The organism is Trueperella pecoris (assembly GCF_014926385.1).
GTDB classification, from domain to species: Bacteria; Actinomycetota; Actinomycetes; order Actinomycetales; family Actinomycetaceae; genus Trueperella; species Trueperella pecoris.
In genome coordinates, this window is sequence record NZ_CP053291.1 from 369,384 (window position 1) to 385,500 (window position 16,117).

Here is a 16,117-nt window from a genome sequence, read left to right on the forward strand (position 1 = left end):
TCTAGGCGGCGTCGGGAATCTTGGTGAAGACGAGGTAGCGGTAGCACACGTAGCGGAAGGCAGTGCCGAGCACAAGCCCGACGACATTCGCCGCGACGTTATCGGCCAGCTGTGAGTCGAAGCCGAGCACGAACCGGGAAAAACCTAGGCACCCGAGGGCGATGAGCAGTCCACCGACGTTGATGGCGAGGAAGAGCACAAACTCGGCGCGCTTGGACTTATCCGACTTGTTGCGGAACGTCCACAGCCTATTGACTACCCACGAGAAAATGATCGACACGACGACGGACAGGGTCTTGGCCACCATCGGCCCGTCGCCGGGAAGGGTGACGACGCCGGAGTAGGCCAGGAGGTTAAACAGGCCTACGTCAACGATGTAGGAACCGAGGCCGACCGTGCAGAACTGAAGAAACTCCACCAGCCACTGCCGAAAGGTTTGGCCGCGTAGCAGGCGCTCGATGACCCCGTGCACTTAGAAGCTCGCAAACGAATCTTTGGTGAGCTTGCCATCGCGAAGGTCGAGCCAGAACTGGTCGGCTTCGGGGGCGAGCAGAACGGTTGAGGCGCCGCCCGGCCCGCGGTGGTTGAGCGAGGCGATGGGCGGGGCGCCTTTAAGCCCGTCCGGGCCGATCGCGTCGCGCAGGGCAAGGCCGGCCTTTGCGACCGTCATGAGGGAACCGTCCGTGTCCACGCTCAACACCTCGGCCACGCTGCCCACGAGGGAGCGCTGCTTCAACGGGTTGACGAGGAGGGAAGGGGACAGTGCCTTGTCGATGATCTTGGAAACCACCTGGCGCTGGCGCTCCGTGCGGCCGATGTCGCCCAACGGATCGGAATACCGCATGCGTGAGAAAGCAAGGGCGGTGGTGCCGTCAGAGTGGTGGCATCCGGCCGTCCACTGCAGCCCCGAATACTCGTCCGACACGTCGTAGTCGAGGCAGAGCTCGACACCTCCGACGGCGTCGGTGAGGTTCTTGACCCCATCCATGCCGATCTGGATGTAATGATCGATCTTGAGGCCGGTCAGCTCCTCGACGGTGTGGACGAGGTACTCGGCCCCGCCGAAGGAGAAGGAGCCGTTGAGCTTTCCTGATGCTTTCGAATCCGGGAAGTGCACCAGCGTGTCCCGTGGCAAAGAGACGAGGGCGGCAGGCCCGGTCTCGCTCTTGTGCAAAAGCATAATCGTGTCGGCACGGTGGCCCTCGGTCGGATCATTGACTGCCTCGCCGCGCTCGTCTGAACCGACGATAAGGAAGGTCTCGCCCGCGGTGTCGGGCGCACTGGAGAGCGCGGCCTCGTGGCCGAGCTTGCCGTTGCCATAGGAGTAAAGGTAGTAGCCCCAGCCGAGGACGAGAAGGACGATGATGGCCAATGCGCCGGCGAGAATGCGTCCGGGATGGCGCCTGCGCGCGCGAGCGGCTGGCGGCTCGCCGGGTTGGCCTGCCGGAGCGCCGTAGCGGTCCTCGTCGTGACCCGGGACGGGCCGATGCGGGGCATAGGCCGGGGGTGCAGTGTTGACTGTTGCATTGACGGGCGCGGCGGCGCCGGGCGCTGCCGCTGGCGCCGCGGCCTGCTCGGCGTAGGGACGCTCTGGAGCCCTGTCGTCAAACGCTGAGCGCCGAACGGGGGCGCTGGGGCGGCGGGCACCTGTGGACGAACGGGGCTGGCTATCGGCGGAGGAGCGGGGCTGAACGCCCTGATCAGGATCGGCGGCCGCGCGTCGGGCGGACCTGGCCCGCGGACGAGCGGCATGCGAGGGGCGCCCTACTTCGTGAGCGCCCTCAACCGAGGGGCGTTGGACGCGCTTTCGCGGCTCGAAGGACGGCGGCTGGTTCATTTGACCTCCCCGGACAGGCCGGCGCCGATAGCGCGGCGGAAGGCCTCGATTTCTTCTTTCGTTCCTTGGAGAATGGGGCTCTTGGTCGACGGGCGCTTTTCAAGCCGAGGCAGCGGCTTGTCGGTGCGGATTGCCTCCCACACGGATTCGGCTTCCGGCGCCGGGCGGACGCGGTTGCCCGCCTGGACGAAAGGCATCGTGATGAGGTGAAGATCTTGAACCGACAGGCCGCGCAGGGAGTAGGCCAGGCCTCCGAGGTAGCTGATGTTGCCCAGGCTGGAGGACATATCCACGTTCGACGTCACGTCATTGAGAACCCCGTAGAGCTTGGGAAGGTCGGAGATGTAGTTGAGGGACAGCGCCTTGGACACGATCGCTTCGACGATCTGCTGTTGACGGCCGATGCGGCTAATGTCTGAGCCGTCGCCCAAGGACTTGCGCGCACGGGCCAGGGCGAGCGCGTCCTTGCCGTTGAGCGTCTGGCAACCAGCGGCGAGGTCGAGGCCCGCAGAGGTGTCGGAGACGGGTTCGGAGAGGCACACCTCAACCCCGCCCAAGGTGGTGACGATGTCCTGGAAGGAAGCAAAATTGATGGCGATAAAGCCGTCAACGTAGATGCCCGAGAGTGCCTCGACCGTGCGGATCGTGCAGGCGGCGGCGCCTGCCACATCGCCCGTGCGGCCGCCGATTTCGAAGGCCGAGTTGAACATGGCGTCTGAGCGCTCGGTGGAGCGCGAGCCGTCGCTGAGGATGCAGGAGGGGATCGTCAGCAGTGTGTCACGTGGGATGGACACGACGTCGACCCGGTCACGGTTGGCTGAGATGTGCATCAGCATGGCCGTGTCAGAACGCATTCCCGTGATTTCGCCAGCGGCGCCAGCGCCGTCGACGTCGCTCTTTCCTTCGCGCGCGTCCGAGCCGAGGACCAAAATGTTCAGGGGCCGGCCGGCCGCCGCGTCTGCGGGCGGCGGGGTCGTGGGTCGCTCCGTCGGGTCGAAGTATGACTCGACGTTGTGGCTTTGAATGTTGCCCTGCAAGTTCTGGTAGAGAAATGCGACAGCAGAGCCGCCGGTGAGCAAGAACGCGAGCAGGACTAACAGCACGCTTCGTAAGAGCGATGTTGATCGCCCGCGTGCTGAGCGGTGAGAGGGGCCACGCGTCGACGTCGTGGGAGTTGCGTCCATGTGTCGATCATATAGGCCGCGAGGGACATGAGATATCAGTCCCTAGAATGTGCGTCGCGTTTAACGCCGACCTGTGAGGAGACTAGGGTAGTTCTAGCAGCTGCGGAAGAGGAGGTGTTGTGCCAGATATTCGCGTGATTACGGTGGCCTACAACCCGGGGGCGGAACTGATCGAGATGATCGATTCCTTGCCGCGCGCAGTGGGCGAGGCGTCCTTTGAGACCGTCGTCGTCAACAACGGTGGATCCACCCCGGCGCTCGAACGGGCAAAGGAGCGCGCGTCCGTTGTCGAAACCAACGCCAACCTTGGCTATGGCAAAGCGAATAATCTCGGTGCGAAGGGTTTCGACGGCGATTGGTTGCTCATCATTAATCCCGATGTCTCCCTGGCTCCGGGCAGCATCGCGCGCATGATCGAGGTGGCCACGCTCTACCCGCGTGGGGGCGCGTTCGGACCGCGGATCATGACCCCGGAGGGAGATGCTTACCCCTCGGCGCGGCGATTCCCACGACTCGTGGCAGGTACCGGCCACGCGCTGCTCACGAACGTATGGCCGTCGAATCCGTGGACGTCTCGCTACCACGCCGCAGCGGCCACGGACACCACCCATCCATCGGACTGGCTCTCCGGAGCGTGCTTGCTCCTCCGCCGTGTCGCCTTCGAGGCCGTGGGCGGCTTCGATGACGACTTCTTCATGTTCTTTGAGGACACGATGCTGGGGGAGGATCTGGCTCGCGCAGGCTGGCAGCGAATCTTCGTTCACGACGCCGTGGCAGTCCACGACCAGGGCACATCGTGGCGCGAGCGCCCGGCGTCGATGCTGCGCGCCCACCACGACTCGGCCTACACCTACCTGGCGAAGGTCTACAACAAGCCGTGGCAGGCCCCGCTACGCCTCGCCGTGAGGGCAGGGCTGAAGGTGCGCCTGGCGCTTGAGCTGAAGGCCAAAGCCTAGAAGCGGCCGCCGTAGCCCACGACGCCGTCGCGCACGCCCGCCACGATCTTCGCGATGCGCTCGCGGCGGCGATCGGCCAGGAGCGCGTGAAAGGCCGAGAACTTGGCCAGCCACACGAGGTAGCCGATGCGCCACCGAGCAGGCAAAAGGCCCGAGCGCAGGAGAAAGATCGTGTTGCGCACGAGGTAGTAGCAACGGATGGGACCGTGCAGGTGGACGGGCTGTGTGCGCCGGGGGAGGCGGACGGTTTCGTCGCCGAGCGAGTGCTCGAGCCGCGCGCCCGTGTCCACGATCAAGCGGTATCCGCGTTTTCTGGCGCGCAGGCACCACTCGAGGTCGACATGGTCGATGAAGTAGGACTCGTTCATCGGGCCCACCTCGTCCAGGACCCGCATCGGAATGAGGCAACCGGATGCCAGGAGGAATGCGGCCTCAATTGTTCCGGCCGCGAGCTCCTCGGCGTGGGCGCGGCGTGGGCCGAAGCGCCGATCGACATAGACGAGCTCGTCTCCTCCCGGCTTATTTTCTGCGATGTAGGGGCCGGCTGCAGCGCAACCCGGGGAGGAATCGAGGCGAGCGCGCAAGGTTGCGACCAACTCGGCGTCAGGAAGCGAATCTTGGTCCGAGAGCAGGACGTAGCTGGCTCCCATCTCTTTGGCGCGCAGGATGCCCACGTTCTGGGCGTGGGCGATTCCGGTGTTGTCGCCCAGCGTGACGAGGGTGGCCCCGGCGTCGTCGATCGCTCCGCTGATGGTTGCGAGGTCCTGCGGCGTCGAGCCGTTATCGACGACGACGACCCGGCACTGGCGTGCAAGCGCACGAATGAGCCGGGCCGTCGCCGAATCGGGGCCGTAGGTGACGACCACCGCGACGACTGATGTCACTGGCCAGCCTTGCGGTACTTGGCCTCGACCTCGTCCTTCTGCGGACGCCACCAGTCCTCGTGGTTCTTGTACCACTCGATGGTGGCGTGCAGGCCGTCGCGGAAATCGGTGTACGTGGGCGCCCAGCCGAGCTCTTCGACAAGCTGGGTGTTGTCGATGGCGTAGCGCTGATCGTGGCCCGGGCGGTCGGCAACGTGGTCGAAGTCGTTTCGGTCGTAGCCGAACTCCTCGAGGATGAGCTGGGTGACTTCCAGGTTGGTCTTCTCGCCGTTGGCGCCAATGAGGTAGGTCTGGCCGATGCGACCCTTGTTGATGATGTCCCACACCGCGGTGTTGTGGTCGTGGACGTGGATCCAGTCGCGGATCTGCTCGCCCGTTCCGTACACGCGGGGCTTGATGCCGTCCATCAGGTTCGTCACCGTGCGGGGGATGAACTTCTCGATGTGCTGGTAGGGGCCGTAGTTGTTCGAGCAGTTCGAGAGCGTGGCCTCGACGCCGAACGAACGCACCCAGGCGCGCACGAGGTGATCCGAGGCCGCCTTGGATGAAGAGTAGGGGGAGGAGGGAACGTAGGGGTCCCCGGCCTTGAATTTGCGATCCTCGCCAATCTCGAGGTCGCCGTAGACCTCGTCGGTGGAGATGTGGTGCAGACGGCCTCCGTGGCGGCGCAGCGCCTCGAGGATCTGGTAGGTGCCGATGATGTTGGACTGGATAAACGGCCACGGGTCACGCAGCGAGTTGTCGTTGTGGGATTCGGCAGCGAAGTGCACGACGACGTCGGCGTCGGCAACCAGCGGGTCAATGACGTCCGGATCGGCGATGTCGCCCTGGACGAGCTTGACGCCGTCGCCCAGCTTCTCGATCGAATCCTTGTTTCCGGCGTAGGTGAGCTTGTCGATGACGGTCACTTCGGCATCGGCGAGCTCGCTGGCCGTGTAGTTGACGAAGTTTGCGCCGATGAAGCCGGCGCCGCCGGTGACGAGAACCTTCATTATTCTTCACCTTCCTGGGTGGGGTTGGGTGCTTCGCCGTGGAGGATGGCCTCCGACGGGTCGGTGCTGGGTGCGAATTCGCCCACGCGCGTGAGCGAGTCCGGATGGGTACGAGCAACCGCGAGCTCGCGGGCGAGATTAACGAGGCGGTTTTCGAGGATCACCATGCGACGGTAGGAGACCACGGCGTAGGAAAGGAACGCGATGATCGTCAGATAGAGCAACAAGTCGGTGCCGCGGCCCACGCCGAGGACGTGGGCCACGTCGGTGGTGATATCGGGGAAAATGATCGACACCGCCGCGAGGATGACGAACACGACGAGGAGGAGGCGGCGAAGTGCCACGTTCTTGGTGTCCTGGGTGCCCTTGATGAGGTAAGCGGCAAGCACCAAGATTCCCACAAGAAGAATGATCTTTATCAGCATTAGCGGCTCTCCTTCGTCGCGAAAAGCATGTCAGTAAGAATATTGACGCCGTTGAGCAGGCTCTGGCCCTTGGAACGCGAGTAGTCAGTGTAGTCGATCGTCACTGGCTCCTCGCCCCACGCAAGCTTCATGGCGGCGAGCTGGTTGATGATTTGGGACGCGTGTGCCATGCGGTGCATGGTCAGGTTCAGGCGCGAGGCGGCGTCGCGGCGAAGGACGCGCAGGCCGTTATGGGAATCTGACAGGTTCATGCCCGTACGCATGCGGGTGACTTTCGCGGCGGTGGAGAGCACCAGCTTCTTGAGCCGACCCGCCTGATGCTCGCCCGTAAGGAAGCGCGAGCCGAGTACAAAGGCTAGGTTTTCACGTTCGGCGCGCGCGATCATTTTCATCGCGTCCGCGGTGCGGTGCTGGCCGTCGGCGTCGAAGGTGACGATGTATTCTGCGTCCGTGTAGGTCAGCACCCACGTGATGCCCGTCTGCAGGGCGGCTCCTTGGCCGAGGTTGATGGGGTGATCGACGACGATGGCGCCAGCGGCTCGAGCCAAGTCGCCGCCGTTGTCCTTTGATCCGTCGTTGACGCACACGATGTTGGGGAAAATGCGTCGAGCTCGAGTGATGACGTCGTAAATGACGGTCGCCTCGTTGTATAGGGGAACCACGAGCCAACTCGCCCGCGATAGGTCCCTAAATCCTTCGTCTTGCATACGATATATTATTGCATAAGGTTCTAACGACCGATGTTAAGCCTGCCCAAGCAAGGAGATGTGGATGGCGAACGCACGAATCGTCGAATCGGCGGATGTGTCGAATGAGGCAAAAATCGGGGACGGGACCAGCGTGTGGCATTTGGCGCAGGTGCGCGAGCATGCGGTCATCGGTCGCAACTGCGTGATTGGCCGCGGCGCCTACATTGGCGAGGGCGTCACCATGGGCGATAACTGCAAGGTGCAAAACTACGCCCTCGTCTACGAACCCGCCACGCTCGCCGACGGCGTCTTCATCGGTCCCGCCGTCGTTCTGACTAACGATCATTTCCCGCGCGCGATCAACCCTGACGGCACCTTGAAGTCAGCATCTGACTGGGAGCAGGTCGGCGTCACGATCGAAAGCGGCGCTGCGGTGGGCGCGCGCTCGGTGTGCGTGGCTCCCGTGACGATTGGCGCATGGTCGCTGGTGGCGGCCGGCTCGGTGGTGACCCGAGACGTTGCCCCGCACGCACTTGTGGCTGGCGTCCCCGCCAAACAGCTGGGCTGGGTGGGCCATGCAGGGGTCAAGCTGGAAGATCGTGGCGATGGTACGTGGTTATGTCCGGCCACCGGCGATACTTACGAAGAATTTTCAAACACAATCCGAAAGGTTGTTAAGTAATGGAACGAGCAATGATTCCGGCTGCCAAGCCGATCGTGGGCGACGAGGAGCGTGCTGCCGTTGATGCGGTTCTCGCTTCGGGCATGCTTGCCCAAGGCGCTGAAGTCGCCTCTTTCGAGGAAGAATTTTCTGCGCAACTGACCCCGGGCGCGCAGGTCGTCGCAGTCAACTCCGGCACTTCTGCCCTCCACATTGGCCTGCTGGCCTCCGGCATTGGTGAGGGCGACGAGGTTATTGTTCCCTCGTTCACCTTTGCTGCAACAGGTAATTCGGTCGCGCTGACGGGCGCCACGCCGGTCTTCGCCGATATCGAGCCTGACTTCTTCTGCCTCGATCCCGATTCGATCCGGGCCTCGATCACCGAACACACCAAGGGCATCATGCCGGTTCACCTTTACGGTCACCCGGCCAACATGACCGAGATTCGCAAGATCGCCGACGAGTTTGGCCTTCAGATCTTCGAAGACGCCGCCCAGGCCCACGGCGCCTCGCTCCACGGCGAGATGGTGGGCACCTTCGGCTCCTTTGCGGGATTCTCGCTCTACCCAACCAAGAATATGACCTCCGGAGAGGGCGGAATGATCTCGACGAAGCATCCCGAGATCGCCCGCCGGGCTCGCCTGCTTCGCAACCAGGGCATGGAGGTCCAGTACCAGAACGAACTGGTGGGCCTGAATAATCGCATGACGAACATTCACGCCGCGATCGGTCGCGTCCAGCTGCGTAAGCTCGAGGGCTGGACGAAGACGCGTCAGGAGAACGCCGCGTTCCTCAACGCCCATCTCGAGGGCGTCCTCACCCCGCGGGTGGCCGGGGGCGCCGTGCACGTCTACCACCAGTACACTATCCGAGTTGAGGACGATCGCGACGGCTTCGCCAACGCCCTGCGCGAGGAGTACAAGGTCGGCTGCGGCGTGTACTACCCGATCCCGAACCATCGCCTGCCCTCGCTGGCCCATTATGCTCCGGGCCTGGAGCTGCCCAACACCGAGGCCGCGGCCAAGCAGGTTATCTCCCTGCCGGTTCACCCCTCGCTCACCCAAGAAGACCTCGAGCGTATCGTCGAGGCCGTCAACGCTGTCGTCAAGGCCGGTGCCTAATGACTCTACGTTACGGACTGATCGGCCTGGGTTCCATGGGCCGCCACCACGCGCGCAACATTCGCGCCCTGGAAGGTGCCGAGCTCGTCGCCGTCGCCGATCCTTATGGTGACAAGTTTGGAGTGGCCGGCGATCTCGAGGTTCTGCCCGACGTCGATGCGCTGATTGACGCCGGGATCGACGCCGCCATGGTGGCCGTCCCGACCGGCCAGCACGCCGAGGTGGCTCTCAAGCTTGCCGCCGCCGGGGTTCACACGATGGTAGAAAAGCCGCTTGCCTCCACGATCGAGGAGGGCAAGGCACTCGTCGATGCGTTCGAATCAGCAGGTCTCGTCGGCGCGGTCGGCTACGTTGAGCGGTGTAACCCGGCGCTCTTGGAGATGCGCCGCCGGATCGCCGAGGGGCAGCTGGGCAAGATATATCAGATTACGACGCGTCGCCAGTCTCCCTTCCCGGCCCGCATTGCCGACGTCGGTGTGGTCAAGGACCTGGCCACTCACGACGTCGATCTGACGGCCTGGGTTGCGGGCGCACAGTACGCTACCATCTCGGCTCAAACAGCGCATCGAGCTGGCCGGCAGTACGAAGATCTGGTGACGGCGTCGGGCAAGCTGACCAACGGTGTGCTGGTCAATCACCTCGTCAACTGGCTGACTCCCTACAAGGAGCGGCAGACCGTGGTGCTCGGCGAGCATGGAGCGCTCGTGGCCGATACGACCATGGGAGACCTGACGTTCTTCGAGAACGGCTCGTTGCCGCTGGGCTGGGATCAGATCTCCGCCTTCCGGGGCGTCTCCGAGGGGCAGGTCATCCGGTACGCGTTTGAAAAGCGCGAGCCGCTCGCCGTCGAGCACGAGCACTTCCGCGATGCGATCCTCGGCACGTCCAGCGAGCACGTGACGATGCGCGAGGCGCTGACTACGATGGAGGTCGTCCACGCCATGCTTGACTCGGCCGCCAACGATGGCCAGACCATCGCGTTCTAGTCCGCCAGGTGCCCCGATTTTTCAGGCCGGGGCACCGGCCTGTTAGCCTGAATCAATGATGCGTTACCGCCGGCTTATCACAAGCCTCGAATCGCGGCCCTTCCTGAAGAACGTCCTGACCCTCGTTTCCGGGACGGCCGCCGCGCAGGCAGTGGGAATCGTGCTCGCGATTCCCTTGGCCTGGCTATACTCGCCGGAGGCGTTCGGCCTTTTCGCCATCATTCAGGCGATTGTGGCTGTCCTCGTCACCGTCGCCTCCGCCCGTTACGACCTGGCGATCGTCCTGCCCAAGCGCGATTCCGAAGCCCGCGTCCTCATGAGGCTCGCCACGCGTTCGATCCTCGTCGTCTCGCTCGTGAGCGCGGGCGTGCTGGTGGCGATGTCTGAGTGGTTCGCAAACTATTACGGCTCGGCCGCGCTCGGGCGTTGGATGTGGACGGTGGGTATCCTCACCTACCTCACCTCGCAGGTGGCCAACCTGCAGTTTTGGTATACGCGCAAGACGCGCTACAAGGTGATCGCCCTCAACCGCGTCCTTCAGACAACCGGAGTGGCGCTCTTCCAGCTCGCCATCTACGTGTGGCTACCCGACTTCCGTGGCCTCCTGGTAGGGACGATCGTGGGCCAGCTCCTCGCCCTCATCTTCTTGAGTTACCAGGCCAGAGGTGACCAGACGGACATGTCCGAGGCACCGACGGTGGGGGAGATGGCCAAGCGCTATTGGCGGATGCCGGTCTATAACGGCCCGACTGCGCTGGTTGACGGCGTTCGAAGCAACGGAATCGTCATGATTATTGGCCTGGCGGGCGCGAATGTCGTCGGCCAATACGGGCAGGCCGCCCGCATGATGCAGGTGCCACTGGGCTTCATCACGGCCTCGGTCACGCAGGTCTTCTTCCAGAGGCTTGCCACGATTCGCCCCGGTGAGATGACGCCGCTCGTCCGGCAGGCCGTCAAGAAATTGGGCATGGCGGGATTCTTGCCCTTCCTCGCGCTGGGCATCGCCGCCCCGTGGCTTTTCCCCTTTGTCTTTGGGCCGCAGTGGGACCAGGCCGGCTACTTCGCGCAGGCCATCACTCCGTGGATGTTCATGCTGGTGATGACATCGCCTATTTCGAACATCTTCATCGTGACTGATACCCAAAACTGGATGCTAGCCTTCTCGGTGGTCTACACCGCCGCGACCCTCGGGGTCCTCGCCTTCTCGCCGTGGCCTATGCTGATCACCATCTGGGTCATGTCGCTCGTGAACGCGGCGCTGCTTGCACTGATGCTCGTCCTTGCCGCGCTCGCTTCCTACAGATTCGATCGCCGGCAGATTAACGACGAGCCCGAGGATAGAGCGAGCCCGAGGATTGAGCGAGCCCGAGGCTAAGCGAGGTCAGCGGCCACCTTGCGTGCCCGGGCGAGCCACGTGTGGTGCACCCGATCAGCCTCGACGCGGGCCGTGGCCCGCTCTACCTTGCCCGGGTTGGCAGCCAGGTCCTTGAGCGTGCGTTCGATGGAGTCGCGGTCGTTGTTGACCACCCAGCCCCAATCGTTCGCCTCCACCATCTGGCTGACGAGGGTGTGGTCGCTCGCAAGAATCGGCTTGCCGTAGTTGACGTATTCAAAGAGCTTCACCGGCACCGCAAAGTCCCGGTAATGGCTCGGGGCTACAACGTTGACGGCGATATTGGCCTGCGCGTACAGCTCGAGCAATTCGGGGCCGCTACGGTGAACAATGCGGATGTTGGAGTGGCCGGACACGTCGTATTCGCCGCTCACCCGATCCCATAGCTCCTTCGATGTGCACAGCGTGAAGGTCACCTCTGGGGTCTTCTTTACCGCCTCTATCAGCTCGTGAAGTTGGTAGAGGGGGCCCACCGAGCCGACGTAAAACAGGTGAAGCGGCCGGCTGGGGACGGCGAGGTCAAGATTCGTGCCGCCCGGGGGAAGGGCGTCAACGCGAGCGCCTTCCAGCTCTGGGATTTCGTCAGCCATCTGCATCGAGGGCAGGTAGACCGTGGACATGTACCGGCGGTAGAGGGCCAGCTCGGCCCGGTACAGTGGGCGGATTGCAGCTGCCATAGGGCGCCCGACGCGCCTGACGTATTCGTCAAAACGCCAATAAATGTCGCGGTAAAAGACCGATTGCGGAATATGGTGCTTCTTCAGCCAGGAGAAGATCATGGCGTCGATGAAGAGGTGGGGGACGTGGTTGGGGTCCCCAATCATCGGCGGAATCGTTGCCGATTCGGAATACATGAAGTCGAAGATCTTCCCCGCGGCTATCTCAGCCTTAAGTACCTTGAATTTTCGCTTTCGCTCGGCTGCGGTACCCGTGAGGTCGAAGACCTCGTAGCCTGCCTCAACAAATGCGGCCTTCATCTTGGGCGGCCTGATCGCCGACGCGAACACCGAGTGAGGGTTAAGCGGATAGGGCGCATGAAAAATCATCGCTGGCATATCAGGCTCCTAGGCGAGCATAGAGATCAATGTAGGACCGGGCAACTGTTGCGGCAGAGAAGCGCTCGCCAATCGTGGCCGCGATATCCTCCGCAGTCAGGCTATCCGTCTTATCTTCTACCCTGACAATCGCGTCCGCATAATCCGCGGGGTCGGCGCTGTCAACGAGCTCTCCGACGGCCGGATCAATGTATTCGCGGTGTCCGCCGGTTGCGCCGACAACGAGCGGCCGGCCGTTGACAATCGCCTCCGCGGCCGATACGAAAAAGTTCTCGCCTTCGGAGGGACCAAGAAACATATCGGACTCGCCCAGGCGCATCTGCACCTCGCTCGGCGATACGTGACCGGGAAGAATCACCGTCACCCCGAGCTGGCTAGCCAGCGCCTCGACGTCGGGACGCAGGGGGCCATCCCCGAGCCACGTGAGGCGCGCATCGCGCCCCCGGTCCAGCAGCTCGCGAACCGTTTGCACCGCCACGAGCGGCCGTTTTCCCGGCACTAAACCGCCCGTGGACACCAGGTGGAGCACCTCGCGCTCGCTGCGCCGAGGGACAAGTTGGGCGGGGGTCGGAACCTGGCAAGGAATAATGCGAACCGGCTTTGAGCCGCGAATGTCCCGAATCGGGCGCGCGAGATAATCGTTAACCGCGATGACGACGTCGGGCAGGTGCTCAAGCTGCTTGAGAGCCGGCTGGATCTTGCGCCACAGAGGCGAAAGGTTGTGGGGGTTGGAAATGCCCGACCAATGCTCCGTGTGTACCCATGGCTTGCCAGGGCCGCGTACAGCGAAGGGCTCGATGGCCGAAATGGCTTGCGTGTGAACGACGTCGGCGGCAGCGATATGCGTGCTCAATGCGATCCGGGCGCGGGCGATGGAGAACGGGTTATTGGTGGCCATCGGAATGCGGACGGTGCGCACGCCGTCCACCATGACCGCACGGGTGCGGTCGTCAACGTGTGGCGCGACGAGGTGGACGACGCTCAGATCCACGCCTGCGGCGATGAGCGCCTGACAATCTTTGAGGACGAAGGAGCCCGAACTGGGGTTTTTTCTCGTCGGAAACCACGGCGTGACCATCACAATACGCATGCACATTAACCTACCATCGGCATCTGAGTATTCGGAATTGTTCCCCGACTCCGTTAGAATTGCCCAAAAAGCTTGAAGATGGTCGGAGAAATTATGATGCTCGTTGACGGTGACCTGTGGAATTCTCACGATCTGAGTGTGGGCCGTGTGTCGTGGCGGGCTAACTTGGGCACGCAACCAGTCGACGTCGACACGGATAGCCTTAGAGATTGGGCGATGGCACAGCGTGGTCACTGGGTCGCCGTGGTGCGTAATGAGCACGGCGTTTTCGGTGTTACTGACAATCTGCGTAGCTTCCCTATTCTTTACACCCACGACGCCGAATTGCTCGTTTCCTCTACGCCTACGGCTCTGTTGGAAGATATGAGCGCTCCGCGGCGTAACAGCATCGCAGCAGCCGAGTTTACTCACGGTGGATACCTGTTGGGCCCCCAGACCCTCATTGAGGAGGTCTATTCTGTTCAGGCGGGTAGCGTGGTGGACCTCAACACCGGCCAGCTCGTTGACACTTACCGTATGCCCACATCTTACGTGGAATCCGACGCCGATCCGATGGAGTATATGCGCTTTTTCTACGACGTCGTCGTGGATCAGTTCAAGCCGTTGGCGGAGACGAAACGTCAGCTACTTGTACCACTGTCAGGCGGCGCCGATTCACGCCTCATCATGCTGGCTTTGCGCGCTGCCGGTGCCGAGAACGTCCTCGCTTTCACCTATGGAACCCCTGGATCTGCCGAAGTGTGCATCTCCCAGGAGGTCGCGCGCGCAGCGGGGTATACTTGGAAGGCAATTGAGCTTGACCGGGCTAAGGTTCACCAGCTTTGGGTCCAACCTCAAACCGGAGAATTTCTTAAAGATGCGTGGAGCGGGGAGTCACTGCCGCATATCCAAGACTGGTACGCCCTCCACGAGCTTCGCAACGATCCCGACGTCGCCGCGGATGCGATCGTCTTGCCCGGACATACGATCGTCGGTAACGAGCACGGCGATGATATCCTTGCCGGCCACTCCGTCTCTATCGATGGAGCAATGGACCTGCTTACCGAACACCATTTCCATCTACAGGGCAAGAAACATGCCAGAGAGCTCCCCTTGTCGTTGCGTCAGAGATTGCGCTCTTTCCTTGAGGAAAACTGGAAAGTGGGGGATCGGGCCCACAATTCGAAGGCGTTGGTCGAACTTAACCTGTTGACCCGTCAGGCCCGCTACATCAACAACTCGATGCGTGGATATGAGCATTTTGGATTCGATTGGGCCCTGCCTATGCTCACGGCGGATGCGTGGGATGCGTGGCTGTCTGCCCCACAAGCTCTCCACACCGAAGACCGCCACTACTATGTTCGTTTCATCAACGAGGAATTTAGCCGCGCGTTCTCCAGCGAGCTGACTTACTTTACGACCCGTGTGGGAACGATTGAGCCGGAGCGTAAGCGAAAGATCAAGGCTGCTCTCAGCTCCCTCCACATCCTCGATTTGGTGCTTGACCTAGCCCGCATCCGCACCGAGCGGCGACACCCGATGGCTTTCGAAGCGCTCGCGGGCAGCCTCAAGCAATATCAGTACGACATGCGTTTGATTCGTGGGCAGCGCACGCTCGGTATTTACGCGGAGCTGTTCCTTGCTAACGAATGGGTCCCGGGTCAGACCGTGGTTCCGCAGGAATAGGGGAGGTCTCATGCATGTTGTGTGGACGCCGTCGTGGTATCCGAGTGTTGATCATCCTTTGAACGGGAGCTTTTTTGCTGAACAGGTTCAGATGTTACGTGAGGCAGGGCTTGAGGTTGGTGTCCTAGCTCTTGACCCTCATTCGTTCTGGCAAGGCAAACCGGGTGCGGTGGAGAGGAGCGATGAAGGTCGAGTCTTGCGCCGTGCCGTCCCCGTGCTTCCCAAGGGGGTCGTTCCTGGTGACCAGGGGCTCATCGACCATTACGCCAAGCCGTTAGCCGCGGCCTACGAGGTGGCTCACGGGCGTCCCGACGTCGTCCACGCCCACTCCGTCTTCCCGGGCCTGCTCCTTGCCCGCGCCCTCGCCGACCATTGGGGAGTCCCCTTCGGCATCACCGAGCATCGCCCGTCCTCGCTTGAGCGCTCACCGGGTCCGCGGCTCGCGGCGATCTCGAGGGCTGTCTCGCGCACCCAATTCCGCCTGACCGTCTCTGCGGGAATGGCAAGGCGAGCGACCGACTTCTATGGCCTCGACTTTGAGGCGCTCCCACTACCGGTCTCACCAGCCTTCATCGAGGTGGAGCGAGAGCGTGGCGAGGACGACCATTTCGTCTTTCTCCACATGTCCATGCTCGACCGCAACAAACGCCCGGAGGAGACCGTGCGTGCCTTCGCTGAGGTACATCGGCAATATCCACAAGCCCGGTTGCTTGTTGGGGGTGGAAAGGCCGATCGTGTTGCCCAGGTTCGTGAGGTCGCCTGCGCACTCGGAGTGGGCAAAGCTGTGACCTTTCTGGGTGAGGTGGCACGTTCTGACGTGCCGGCCCTCATGGCCAACGCGGACTGTCACGTCCTGTTCTCAGCGCAAGAGGCAGGCGGCGTGGTCTTTTCCGAGGCACACGCGACCGGCACGGCCTCGATCGCCTCAGCCACCGACGGCGGAACCTTCCAAGTGACGAAAGAGATGGGTATGGTAGTTCCCGTCGACGACGTCGGTGCGCTCGCCCGCGCCATGGCGGACATGATCGGAGCGAAGAAGGCCGGGGCGTTCGGCCGGAACTCGGTGCGAGCGGCCGCGATGAGCCGCGTCAGTGCCCACGTCTACGCGACTCGGACGGCAGAGATTTATCGGGGCATCTCTGGCCTTTGAGGTCAGTCACCTTTTGTAGGTCTTGCTAT

The 16,117-nt window shown here is 62.6% G+C and carries 16 protein-coding genes; 7 read left to right on the forward strand and 9 right to left on the reverse strand.

Features of this window, described 5'->3' with window-relative positions; genetic code table 11:
* Position 1 precedes the first annotated feature (1 nt).
* The 3 genes from HLG82_RS01765 to HLG82_RS01775 are packed head-to-tail and all read right to left on the reverse strand — an operon-like array spanning position 2 to position 3,021.
* A complete protein-coding gene (locus HLG82_RS01765; protein WP_193327034.1) occupies positions 2–472 on the reverse strand; it encodes a GtrA family protein in 471 nt (156 codons plus the stop codon).
* Complete coding sequence (locus tag HLG82_RS01770; RefSeq protein ID WP_193327035.1) at positions 473–1,837, reverse strand: LCP family protein; 1,365 nt, start codon at positions 1,835–1,837, stop codon at positions 473–475.
* Positions 1,834–3,021 (reverse strand): LCP family protein, encoded by a 1,188-nt coding sequence (locus tag HLG82_RS01775; RefSeq protein ID WP_193327036.1) that lies wholly within the window; start codon positions 3,019–3,021, stop codon positions 1,834–1,836. Before HLG82_RS01775 ends, HLG82_RS01770 begins: the two co-directional genes overlap by 4 nt.
* A 119-nt stretch (positions 3,022–3,140) precedes the next feature.
* On the opposite strand from HLG82_RS01775, the gene HLG82_RS01780 reads away from it, so the two are divergent.
* Positions 3,141–3,977 carry a glycosyltransferase gene (locus tag HLG82_RS01780; RefSeq protein ID WP_193327037.1) on the forward strand — a complete coding sequence of 279 codons (837 nt, stop codon included), beginning with the start codon at positions 3,141–3,143 and terminating at the stop codon, positions 3,975–3,977.
* On the opposite strand, the gene HLG82_RS01785 is transcribed toward HLG82_RS01780, so the two are convergent.
* From HLG82_RS01785 to HLG82_RS01800, 4 genes are read right to left on the reverse strand one after another with little or no spacing between them, the layout of a single operon-like run.
* Entirely contained in the window at positions 3,974–4,861 is an 888-nt protein-coding gene (locus HLG82_RS01785; RefSeq protein ID WP_255313919.1) for a glycosyltransferase family 2 protein, read from the reverse strand. The genes HLG82_RS01780 and HLG82_RS01785 overlap by 4 nt on opposite strands.
* Positions 4,858–5,853: a dTDP-glucose 4,6-dehydratase gene (gene rfbB / locus HLG82_RS01790; protein ID WP_193327039.1), complete on the reverse strand. Its 996-nt coding sequence runs from the start codon at positions 5,851–5,853 to the stop codon at positions 4,858–4,860. Before rfbB ends, HLG82_RS01785 begins: the two co-directional genes overlap by 4 nt.
* A complete protein-coding gene (locus HLG82_RS01795; protein ID WP_193327040.1) occupies positions 5,853–6,278 on the reverse strand; it encodes a DUF2304 domain-containing protein in 426 nt (141 codons plus the stop codon). The genes rfbB and HLG82_RS01795 overlap by 1 nt, the downstream gene beginning before the upstream one ends.
* Positions 6,278–6,985: a glycosyltransferase family 2 protein gene (locus HLG82_RS01800; RefSeq protein ID WP_193327041.1), complete on the reverse strand. Its 708-nt coding sequence runs from the start codon at positions 6,983–6,985 to the stop codon at positions 6,278–6,280. The genes HLG82_RS01795 and HLG82_RS01800 overlap by 1 nt, the downstream gene beginning before the upstream one ends.
* A 64-nt stretch (positions 6,986–7,049) precedes the next feature.
* Between HLG82_RS01800 and HLG82_RS01805 the strand changes: the two genes are divergently transcribed.
* From HLG82_RS01805 to HLG82_RS01820, 4 genes are read left to right on the forward strand one after another with little or no spacing between them, the layout of a single operon-like run.
* Positions 7,050–7,649, forward strand: a complete 600-nt coding sequence (locus HLG82_RS01805) for an acyltransferase (protein WP_193327042.1) — start codon at positions 7,050–7,052, stop codon at positions 7,647–7,649.
* Positions 7,649–8,749, forward strand: coding sequence for a DegT/DnrJ/EryC1/StrS family aminotransferase (locus tag HLG82_RS01810; protein ID WP_193327043.1), 1,101 nt, complete (start codon positions 7,649–7,651; stop codon positions 8,747–8,749). Before HLG82_RS01805 ends, HLG82_RS01810 begins: the two co-directional genes overlap by 1 nt.
* Complete coding sequence (locus HLG82_RS01815; RefSeq protein WP_193327044.1) at positions 8,749–9,735, forward strand: Gfo/Idh/MocA family protein; 987 nt, start codon at positions 8,749–8,751, stop codon at positions 9,733–9,735. Before HLG82_RS01810 ends, HLG82_RS01815 begins: the two co-directional genes overlap by 1 nt.
* A gap of 55 nt (positions 9,736–9,790) precedes the next feature.
* The gene (locus tag HLG82_RS01820; protein WP_193327045.1) at positions 9,791–11,110 is read left to right on the forward strand and encodes a lipopolysaccharide biosynthesis protein; all 1,320 of its coding nucleotides are present in this window, start codon (positions 9,791–9,793) and stop codon (positions 11,108–11,110) included.
* Here the strand turns inward: HLG82_RS01820 and HLG82_RS01825 are convergent.
* A complete protein-coding gene (locus HLG82_RS01825; RefSeq protein ID WP_193327046.1) occupies positions 11,107–12,183 on the reverse strand; it encodes a glycosyltransferase family protein in 1,077 nt (358 codons plus the stop codon). The two genes, HLG82_RS01820 and HLG82_RS01825, sit on opposite strands and share 4 nt — an antisense overlap.
* 1 nt (position 12,184) lies before the next feature.
* On the reverse strand, positions 12,185–13,273 hold the full coding sequence (locus HLG82_RS01830; protein WP_193327047.1) for a glycosyltransferase family 4 protein: 1,089 nt from the start codon (positions 13,271–13,273) through the stop codon (positions 12,185–12,187).
* A gap of 78 nt (positions 13,274–13,351) precedes the next feature.
* Between HLG82_RS01830 and HLG82_RS01835 the strand changes: the two genes are divergently transcribed.
* Together HLG82_RS01835 and HLG82_RS01840 are read left to right on the forward strand one after the other, a co-directional pair.
* Positions 13,352–14,938, forward strand: a complete 1,587-nt coding sequence (locus HLG82_RS01835) for an asparagine synthetase B family protein (RefSeq protein WP_193327048.1) — start codon at positions 13,352–13,354, stop codon at positions 14,936–14,938.
* Between the two features lie 10 nt (positions 14,939–14,948).
* The gene (locus tag HLG82_RS01840) at positions 14,949–16,088 is read left to right on the forward strand and encodes a glycosyltransferase (RefSeq protein WP_193327049.1); all 1,140 of its coding nucleotides are present in this window, start codon (positions 14,949–14,951) and stop codon (positions 16,086–16,088) included.
* Positions 16,089–16,117: the final 29 nt, after the last annotated feature.